Annotated in this window: 7 protein-coding genes; 5 read left to right on the top strand and 2 right to left on the bottom strand. The window is 31.1% G+C overall.

Going from position 1 to position 8476, the window contains the following annotated elements:
* Together ACVC2P_RS12115 and ACVC2P_RS12120 are read left to right on the top strand one after the other, a co-directional pair.
* A partial coding sequence (locus tag ACVC2P_RS12115; RefSeq protein ID WP_452598732.1) for a helix-turn-helix transcriptional regulator occupies window positions 1-424 on the top strand: 424 nt, incomplete at its 5' end.
* A gap of 334 nt (window positions 425-758) precedes the next feature.
* Window positions 759-2129 (top strand): alanine/glycine:cation symporter family protein, encoded by a 1371-nt coding sequence (locus tag ACVC2P_RS12120; protein WP_452598733.1) that lies wholly within the window; start codon window positions 759-761, stop codon window positions 2127-2129.
* Window positions 2130-2190: 61 nt separating this feature from the next.
* On the opposite strand, the gene ACVC2P_RS12125 is transcribed toward ACVC2P_RS12120, so the two are convergent.
* Window positions 2191-2571, bottom strand: coding sequence for a RidA family protein (locus ACVC2P_RS12125; protein WP_452598734.1), 381 nt, complete (start codon window positions 2569-2571; stop codon window positions 2191-2193).
* A gap of 27 nt (window positions 2572-2598) precedes the next feature.
* Window positions 2599-5373 (bottom strand): putative LPS assembly protein LptD, encoded by a 2775-nt coding sequence (locus ACVC2P_RS12130; protein WP_452598735.1) that lies wholly within the window; start codon window positions 5371-5373, stop codon window positions 2599-2601.
* Window positions 5374-5459: 86 nt separating this feature from the next.
* Between ACVC2P_RS12130 and ACVC2P_RS12135 the strand changes: the two genes are divergently transcribed.
* The 3 genes from ACVC2P_RS12135 to ACVC2P_RS12145 form a co-directional block, all read left to right on the top strand.
* The gene (locus ACVC2P_RS12135) at window positions 5460-6578 is read left to right on the top strand and encodes an N-acetylmuramoyl-L-alanine amidase family protein (protein ID WP_452598736.1); all 1119 of its coding nucleotides are present in this window, start codon (window positions 5460-5462) and stop codon (window positions 6576-6578) included.
* 56 nt (window positions 6579-6634) lie between these two features.
* Window positions 6635-7582 carry an MlaD family protein gene (locus ACVC2P_RS12140; protein ID WP_452598737.1) on the top strand — a complete coding sequence of 316 codons (948 nt, stop codon included), beginning with the start codon at window positions 6635-6637 and terminating at the stop codon, window positions 7580-7582.
* A 17-nt stretch (window positions 7583-7599) separates the two neighbouring features.
* A partial coding sequence (locus tag ACVC2P_RS12145; RefSeq protein WP_452598738.1) for a Fe-S oxidoreductase occupies window positions 7600-8476 on the top strand: 877 nt, incomplete at its 3' end.

Genomic DNA, 8476 nt, shown 5'->3' on the forward strand with positions numbered 1-8476 from the left:
ATCTAAAGAAAAGGATATTATTAATGTTGTGGCAGATAATGAAATGAGAACTAAGTTTCTTATTAAACTGTTAAATAAAATAGAAGGCGAGAATAAGTTATCGGGTAATACAGATAAGATTGTAAAAGAATTAGCTTTTGATATAAAGTCTCAAATACAAATAGAAGAACGCCTTACCACATTGCAAAGTGATCTTACTAATGCAAATGCCAATTTTGATACACTTTTAGTTGAAAAATACCAACACTTAACAAAAACAGAAAGAGAAATTTGCTCATTTATTAGATTAAATTTTTCTACAAAAGAAATTGCTCAAGTTAGAAACGTAAGTATTGGTGCGATAAAAATGTCTAGGTCAAGAATTAGAAAGAAGATAAATTTGCCCTCAGAAATGGAATTAGATCAATTTATTCAGACTTTATAGTTGTTTTTAATAGGATGTTACCTTTTGTTACCATATATGTTTTGGTGGTTTCTACCTAAGAATATATTTTTGAAGTGTATTGTAAATGTGTTTATATTTTTAATTAAAGTATAAATACCCTCTACAAATTAATGATAGCACATTACGGAATATATATTTAGGATTTAGTTGGTACTAGATATATGCAACCATTCTTATCGCTCCCTTAACAAGATAAGAATGGTTTTTTTATGCTTAAAAATAACTAGTTCAATTTATAAACAATCTGTAATTAAGTTGAATTGTATTCAATGTAATTTTAATACATTTGATTAGAATTATAACAATTGCATTAATGAAATTAATAGATGAGATTATAAAAGAGTTTGCTTCATTTGTATGGGGACTACCATTATTAACATTGCTTATTGGAGGTGGGCTGTTTTTAATAATCCGTTCTAAATTTTTACCATTTCGTTATCTAGGTCACGCGATACAAGTGCTTAGAGGAAAATATGATAACCCTAATGATCCCGGAGAAATTAGTCATTTTCAAGCTTTAACAACAGCATTATCATCTACTATTGGTATGGGTAATATTGCAGGAGTAGCAGTCGCTATTTCTATAGGAGGGCCCGGAGCAGTATTCTGGATGTGGATTAGTGCTATTATAGGGATGTCTACTAAGTTTTTCACCTCTTCATTAGCCGTTATGTATAGAGGAAAAGATAGTAGAGGAGAAGTACAAGGTGGACCAATGTATTTTATAATGGAAGGTTTAGGTAAGCAATGGAAACCTTTAGCACTATTTTTTAGTGTTTGTGGTCTTGTAGGCGCTTTACCTGTTTTTAATGTAAACCAGTTAACAGAAGCTGTAAATGCAATACTATTACAACCCAATGGTATTAAAACAGGAGATACTAGTAATTTCATTATTGGTATTATTTTAGTAATAATAACCTCTATAGTAATACTAGGAGGTTTAAATAGAATTAGTAAAGTCGCATCAAAGCTAGTACCAGCAATGGTTGGCTTATATTTTGTATTAATTTTAATAATATTAGGATTGCATATAGATGTTGTTCCAAAGTATTTTGGACTCATTTTTACAGATGCTTTTGCAGCTAATAACTATACAGGCGACTCTTTTTTTGGGGGAGTTTTAGGCGGATTAATTCTATTAGGTATTCGTAGAGGCGCTTTTTCTAATGAAGCAGGAATAGGGACAGCACCCATGGCACATGGCGCAGCAAAAACAGCCGAACCAATTAGAGAAGGGTTGGTTGCAATGCTTGGCCCTGCAATAGATACGCTAATTGTATGCACACTAACAGCACTAGCCATTTTAGTAACAGGTGTTTGGCAAACCAGTGGAGCCAATGGCGTTACACTAACAGCAGCAGCCTTTGGTAATGCAATACCTGGTTTTGGTAAATATTTGTTATTAGTATGTATTGTAGTTTTTAGTGTTTCATCATTGTTTTCATTTTCCTATTACGGAACAAAATGCATGTCTTTTTTATTAGGAGCCAATAAAAAACATTACTATAACTATATATACATACTAAGTATAATTGTAGGGGCCACAACGTCTTTAGATATGATGATAAACTTAATAGATGGTTTCTTTGCATTAATGGCAATACCAACTATGTTTACAACAATAGCACTATCGTCTAAAGTTCTTGTTGAAGCTAAAAGTTATTTTAAGCGATTAAAAATTTAAGTATTTTTTAATTGTTAAATAGTTTTCTAGTAATACTAGAAAATAAGTATAAAGCATGTTGTTATTTAACAGCAATCATACTAATCTCAACATTTACAAACTTTGGCAAGTTAGCAACCTCTACAGTCTCGCGAGCTGGAGCTGTTGCTTCATTAAAATAACTACCGTACACTTCGTTTATTTCGGCAAAGTTATTCATGTCACTAATAAATATTGATGTTTTTATAACATTTTCAAAAGTCATACCAGCAGCTTCTAAAACGGCTTTCATATTCTCCATAACCTGTTTAGTTTCTATAGGAATAGAATCTAGAATTAGCTCCCCCGTTTCTGGGTGTAATGCAATTTGCCCAGAAGTATAAAGCGTATTTCCGCTTAACACTGCTTGATTATATGGGCCAATAGGTGCTGGGGCTTTAGATGTTGTTATAATTTTTTTCATAATGATATTAAAAATTTATGATGAATACTATAAACGTTGATCTGGTCTTCTACGTTTTTCGTATTTAATATCTTTTAAAATGTTTGATTTAATACCTATAAAGAAATTCCAAGAACTTCTATTACTAAATGGAATCCAACTAAAATTCATTCTCCAACTTAGTAAATCTCTGGAAAAACGTAATTGAGTATATGTGAAGCCTTGATTTTTAAAATCGTAACCAGACGAGGCACCAACAGACCATCTTGGTGAAATATCTAAATCTCCTGAAAACATTAAAGAATGCGAAGATATTTCTTGTTGTCTCCTTGCATTAGAGTAATTTAGAGCATAAGCTAAACGTAAACTCCATGGAATACCATAATTATAGAGTTTGCCTATAGTTTCTTCTTCGTCATCATCATCTTCTTCATTATATCGCTGATCTGCAAAATCTTGAGACCTACCAAATAAATCATCGTCTCGACCACCACTTTGTAGTGTTTCGTTTCTACTCGCTTTACTCGTTTTACTGTCTTTAGCGCCTTTACTTTTTAAACTGTAACCAATAGTAAGGTTAGCACTTGTCATTCTAAATAAGCTCCCACCATTATTAATGTTAAACTTCTCTATTTTATTATTATTACTATCCAGTGCATACGGATCTAGAGTAGCTCCAAAATTAATATTCATTTTATTGTTAAATAATTGTGTCCCCCCAGACATACGCACAGGACTCCAACGTAAAGAGTCTCCAGCTAAATTGTAAGATGTAGAGAAATTTAAATTATTTAATAATATTATTTTTTTGGCCTCAGTTTTGGTAGTGTCTCTATCTCTAACTTTTGCTTCAATATTATTTGAAACATTAATACCAATAGAACTTGAATAGGTTCTATTTGGAGAGCCAAATAAACTCCCTTCAAAGCGAGAATATTCAACATTTACAGGGTCTCCATTTATATCCGTTTCCACATAAGTATCATAATACCTATCAAAAGCAGGATTTATATTATAACTTATAGCAGGTCTAATAACGTGACGTATGGCTTTAATCTTTTTATCTTGCCCTTCTTTTTCAAGCGGAAACATTCCGTAAATAGTAGTACCAACACTAGTAGAAAAATTATAGGTTCTAAACGAGTCAAACCCATTAAGATCTTCTGTAACTCTTTCTTCTCTTACATCGTCATAAAATCTATTAATAGTGTTTAAAGTCCAAGTTTCTTCATAATTTGCTGTAGCACTAAAACTAAAATACTGTAATACTTTAAAGTTTGTAGATAATGGAATAGAATGGCGCATACCTACTTTTGCATCATCAAACATTTCTTTTTTAAAGAATAAAGAATCGGTTGTTGTAATTCTATTTTCACCTCTAACATTATATTGTAAGTTAATATTTTGAATTAATCCTTTTTTGCTGCCTACTTTTGGCGCAAAAGGGAATATTCTACCAACACTAGCTTGAAGTGTAGGCAATGTTAGGTTAATAGATTCTGTTTGTGTGTTTTGCGAATGCGTAGCTGTTAAACTCATATTTACCTGAGGTTCTCCCTGAAAGGTTTTTGAATATGAAACAGAAGACGATAATGTGTTGTTTAAGAAACTTGCAGTATTAACTTGATTATTTGATTGTTGATAGTAATTACTACTTCCTAAGTTTACAGAAGCAGAAAACCTAGAATTGGGGTTTGCTTTAGCATCTTGACTATGAGCCCAACGTAAGTTATATATTGTATTCTTTGAATAATCTGGAAATCCACGTTCACTATTTATAAGATTTTCATATCTAAAAGCAAAATTCCCGTTAAATCTATAGCGTTTGGCATATCTATTTTCTATTCTAAGCCCATAACTTCCATTAGTATAATAATCTCCAAGTATGGCCAAATCTACATACTCGCTTATAGGAAAATAGTACCCACCATTTTGTAGAAAATACCCTCTATCGTTTTGCTCTCCAAAACTAGGGAAGATAACACCAGCAGTTCGCTTTTTACTTAAAGGAAAAAAGGCAAAAGGTAAACCAATAGGAGTTGGTACATCGTAAATAAATAAGTTAGTTAACCCAGTAACGACTTTTTTATCTGGAACAATTTTAGCTTTTCGTAACAAGAAATAGTATTCAGGATCCTCTAAATCTTTAGCAGTAGTAAACTTTCCTCTGTTTATAAAGTATACAGAGTCGTTTTCTTTTTTAGTTAACTCCGCTATAATAGTACCACCATTTTGTTCTGTTCTAGAGTTCCAAATTAAAGCTTTTCTAGTATCAAAATTAAACCTAATAGAATCGGGTTCAACAACAGATTGCCCTTGTTTAAAAACTGGAAGTTGCGAGTATACTCCTGCAGAATCTTTTAATCGTCCGGCATAGACTTCATTTTTACTGTAATCTATAACAATAATACCCGCCTTAATTTCCATGTCTTTATAAAAAACTTCGGCTTCATTATATAAATACATTTTTTGTTCTTTCCTGTTAAAGGAAGTATAGTCTTTAGCATTGTAAGTAATAATACCTTCTAATAATTCCTTTTTAGGTTTTACAGAGTCTGTTACAGTACTATCGCTTTTTTTTTCGTTAAGAACAAGGTCTTGAATACTAACCTGAGTTAAAGAGTCGTTTTCTTTAATGGTCTCTTCTTTTACTTGAACAGGAGGTATTTCTCCTCCTTTAGTTTCGCCACCATCAACTTGTGCATAACTAAAAGTGTTGATAAACACTGTAAAACTTAAGGCTAAAAGTATATAAAATCTATTTGTGTGCAATGCTTTTAAATGTATTTTTGCTAAAGTATGGCTCGGTTTTTGAATTGCCAAAATTAAATATATTTTTTATGATTAATTTATTATTCGTAAAAAAATAAGAAATAATAATAATTGCTTAAAATTTGTTTATAATATCTATGCTAACGTATATAAAAACCTTTTTCGTATCCTTTATAATACTATTAACATTTACGGCTACTACAACAATAACAGCACAATCCAATAATGAGAAATTTGTGGTGGTGTTAGACGCTGGACATGGAGGACATGATCCTGGAAAACCATCAAAATATGGTTACAAGGAAAAGGACATTGCTTTAAAAATTGTTTTAGCAGTAGGGAAAGCATTATCTAAGCATCCAAATATAAAAGTAGTCTATACAAGAAAAACAGATGTATTTGTAGATTTATTTGTTAGAGGTAAAATAGCTAATAAAGCAAATGCCGATTTATTTGTTTCCGTTCATTGCAATGCTCACCATACACAAGCTTATGGTTCTGAGACTTACGTATTAGGAGTGCATAGAAATAAAACAAACTTTAACGTTGCAAAAGCAGAAAACGAAGTAATTTTTTTAGAGAAAGATTATAAGAAAAATTATGAAGGTTACGACCCCAATTCTCCAGAATCCTTTATAGGTTTAACCCTAATGCAAGAAGAGTATTTAGACCAAAGCATTCAATTAGCTAAAAACATTCAGGATAATTTTACAAAAAAATTAAAACGAAAAAACAGAGGCGTAAAGCAAGCAGGTTTTATTGTACTACACCAAACGGTAATGCCAAGTGTACTTGTAGAAACAGGATTTATAACTAATACTAAAGAAGGGAAGTACCTAAACTCTAAAAAAGGACAATTAGAATTAGCATCGGCAATAGAAAAAGCCATTATTAAATATAAAAAAGGAGTAGACGATAATACAGGAACTTTCGATTATGATAGCGAGAGTACCGCAATTGAAGCAGCATCTTCTAAAGAAAAAGTATATAAAAACATTGTTTTTAAAGTACAACTAGCAGCAAGTTCAAAAAAACTAGAACCTAAATCGTACAATTTTAAAGGTTTAAAAAATGTATCTAGAGAAAAACAAGGCGGCTTCTATAAATACTATTATGGCTATACATCAGACTATATTAAAGCCCAAAAATTACAATCTACAGCCAAGAAAAAGGGATATAAAGATTGTTACTTAGTTGCTTTTAAGAATGGAAAACGTATAAGTTTAGAAAAAGCTCTAAAACAAGACGCTAATTAGAGCCATTCTTAGTAAATTATTTTTATTTTTGTTGTTTAATCAAACCCTAATACACATTGAGAATTTCTAGAGAAGTAAAAGCAGCGATATTAGTAATATTAGGAATAGTCTTTTTTATCTTCGGTTTTAATTATTTAAAAGGGAAAAATTTATTTGAATCCTCAAATGTATTCTACACAGAATTCGATTACAATGGTCTTACAGAAGCATCTGTAGTTACAATTAAAGGGAATACTATTGGTAAAGTTACAGAAATTATATACGATTTTAAAACAGGAAAAACCCGAGTATCATTTATTGTAGACGAGCAACTAAAGTTTTCAAAAAATAGTAAAATACGAATGTATGAGCTAGGTGTAATGGGTGGAAATGGTTTGGCTATAATAGATGCAGAAGACAATGTAATTGCAGAAAGCGGAGATTTTATAACATCGGAAGTTGAAGAAGGATTAGTAAAAAACCTTTCTAGCAATTTTTCAGACTTAAGCGCAGGATTAGATACAACATTAAAATCTGCAGATACGCTTTTAGTAAACTTAAACAATATACTAGTAGATGATTCTGAAAAAGGGTTAAAAACAACTATAGCAGAATTAAATGAGACATTAAGATCTTTTAAATCCTTATCAAACTCATTTAAATCTGTAGTAACAAAAAATAAAGATAGTTTAACAGCTACCATAAACAACTTTAATGCAGTAAGTAAAAATCTTGCAGCATTATCTAATGATTTAAAGGATGTAGAACTATCTAAAACTGTTGATAATTTAGATAAAACATTGACAAGTGTAAATAATGTATTGGCAAATATTGAAAAAGGAGAAGGCTCATTAGGAAAATTAATGAAAGACGAAAAGTTATATAATAACTTAGAAGTAGCTTCTGGCCAATTAAAAGAATTATTACAAGACTTTAAGTTAAATCCAAAACGTTACATTAATGTCTCTGTATTTGGAAGAAAAGATAAAAAAGGATACGTTAAACCTGAAGACGAAAGAGAGTAAACCAACCTAATTAACTTATGAATTATATACCCAATATACTTTTTGCAATAGCATTAATTTTTGGCATTGGCTATTTTGCTAGAAACGTAAAAAAACTGTGGAGAAATGTAAAACTAGGGCAAGATAAAGATGTTAGCGATAACAAATCGCAACGTTGGAAAAACATGGCTATGATTGCTTTAGGGCAAAGTAAGATGGTGAAACGCCCTGTAGCTGGTTTTTTTCATATTGTAGTATATGTTGGTTTTATAATTATAAATATTGAAGTTCTAGAAATTATAATAGATGGGTTATTTGGAACGCACCGTATTGGGTTAAAAGTCTTACCCGAATCTGTTTATGGTTTTTTAATAGGTAGTTTTGAAGTATTAGCAGCCTTAGTATTTGTATCAGTAGTCGTTTTTTGGATTAGACGTAATATTGTAAAACTTAAACGTTTTATGAGTGCAGAAATGAAAGGTTGGCCTAAAAATGATGGAAACTTTATTCTATATTTCGAAATGGTGTTAATGACACTCTTTCTAGTCATGAATGCAACAGACACAACATTTCAAGAACTAGGTACAGGAAATATTATAAGTCAATACATTACGCCAATTTTTTCTGGAGTGTCAGAAAGTGGGTTACACATTATTGAACGTTCTGCATGGTGGCTACACATATTAGGGATTTTAGTATTCTTAAATTACTTATACTATTCAAAACATTTACACATTCTTTTAGCATTCCCAAATACATATTATGGAAATTTAAACCCAAAAGGTCAATTTCCAAATAATGAAGCAGTAACAAAAGAAGTGATGTTAATGATGGATCCTAATGCAGATCCATTTGCAGCGCCAGCAGAAGATGAAACAGAAGAACCTCCAGCTAAATTTGGAGCCAGCGATGTAC

The organism is Pontimicrobium sp. MEBiC01747, assembly GCF_053601635.1.